General features: G+C 59.6%; 1 protein-coding gene. It reads right to left on the bottom strand.

Annotated elements, in window-relative coordinates; all coding sequences use genetic code 11:
- Positions 1 to 1,100: amidohydrolase (locus ACZXDY_RS45975; RefSeq protein ID WP_464350021.1), on the bottom strand; the 1,100-nt coding region annotated here is incomplete at its 3' end.
- Positions 1,101 to 1,154: the final 54 nt, after the last annotated feature.

Raw genomic sequence — 1,154 nt, 5'->3', positions numbered from 1 at the left:
AGCACCACGAGGTCGGCAAGTTTTCCGGGCTCGATCGTCCCCTTCCGCGCTTCTTCGAAGGTGTAGTGCGAGGCCGCACTGGTGTAGAGGCGCAGGGCCTGTTCGCGACTAATGGCTTCCGAAGCGCCGTAGACGCTTCCATTCGGATCCTTCCTGGTCACCATGATGTACATGTTGAGGAAAGGGTTGATCGGATTGACGGGGAAGTCCGTTCCGGCGCCGAGACTGTCGAGGCCCATTTTCGCAATCAACGTCCTAGTTGGGACGGCGCGGTCAGCGGTCGCGCGCCCCAGAAACCGCTCGACGGTCGCGGCCTTGTCCCACATGAACACATTCTGGAAATCGATGCGGACCCCCAGCCTGTGTGCACGTTCCATCTGCTCCGGCCTGATCAGACTGGCATGGATGAGGACGAAACGACGATCCCGAATGGATTTTTCCTTGTCGGCTGACTCAAGCGCGTCGAGCACCTGGTCGATACCGAGATCGCCGACGACGTGCACACCGACACGCCAGCCGTAGCGATTGCAGATCGAGACGAGTTGCTTCAGCCGTTCAGGTGTCTGCTGCGCGATGCCGTGGTAGTTGTCATGTGAATCGGGATAGACGTCGCGCATTAGCGCTGTCTTCAGCGTCATACCACCATCGTAGAAGATCTTGATCCCGGCGAATTTAAGCCAATCGTCGCCAAAGCCTGAAGAAGCCCCGTTACCTGATATGATCGCTTCCCACGCGGTCAGATCGGCCGGCGGCTCTGGCCGGAACATCACGCCAATGCGCAAGGTCGCTTGTCCGGACGCGGCGATCTTCTGCAGCGTGCGGATATCGCGGGCTTCCGTTGCGCCTTCTACCGCGCTCGTGATTCCGAAGCTGTTCAGCACGCCTTCGGCAATTGTGAACTGCCGCATTTCATCGTCTTCCGTCCACGGCGGCACGGCTTTCTCGACCCGATCGATCGCCGTCTCTACTAGGACGCCAGTCAATTCACCGGCAGCGTCGCGTTCGAAGGATCCGCCGCTCGGATCCGCGGTGGTCTTGTCGACCCCTACCTTTTGCAGCGCCATGGTGTTCGCCATCGAGAAATGCCCGACGGTGCGCAGGTAGACCGGATTGTTTGGAGCGACGCTATCGATCTCCTGCTTGGTCAGATAGCG

This window comes from Bradyrhizobium sp. LeoB3 (assembly GCF_055456055.1).
Note: the sequence above shows the minus strand (reverse complement) of the source record. Positions and strands in the feature narration are given on the sequence as shown.